This window comes from Butyricicoccus sp. OF27-2pH9A (assembly GCF_027693185.1).
In the GTDB taxonomy this organism is placed as follows: Bacteria; Bacillota; Clostridia; order Oscillospirales; family Butyricicoccaceae; genus Agathobaculum; species Agathobaculum butyriciproducens.
On the sequence record NZ_JAQEXK010000061.1, the window covers coordinates 1 to 321 of the forward strand.

The following is a 321-nucleotide window of genomic DNA, read 5'->3' on the forward strand; positions in this document are numbered from 1 at the left end:
GTTTCCAGTCCGCCCTTATCCCGTACTTCCAGCAGAGCGTGGCCCAGCTCGTTCAGCTCGTCGATATTCTCACATTCGTAGAGATGATCGTAGAGCCCCAGCACATCGCTGTCAAAGCTGGTAAAGAACACTTCGCTGTACCGTTTCCCATCTATCCCGATTTTGGCAAGGGCGGCCTGCAACTCCTGTGTCGTCGTGGGGAAATGTACCGTTGTCCCTACCTCGATCCCCATTAAGGGGTACAGGGCTGTATTGGTTATATAGGCTTCAAACATGGGCTTATTCCTCCTTTCCGGCCCGGTCAGCCAGCACCTCATAGAT

Annotated in this window: 1 protein-coding gene; it reads right to left on the reverse strand. The window is 53.3% G+C overall.

From position 1 onward, the window contains the following. Positions 1-233, reverse strand: a 233-nt coding sequence (locus PG722_RS14015; RefSeq protein WP_442867864.1) for an antirestriction protein ArdA, incomplete at its 3' end; no start/stop codon positions are given. Positions 234-321: the final 88 nt, after the last annotated feature.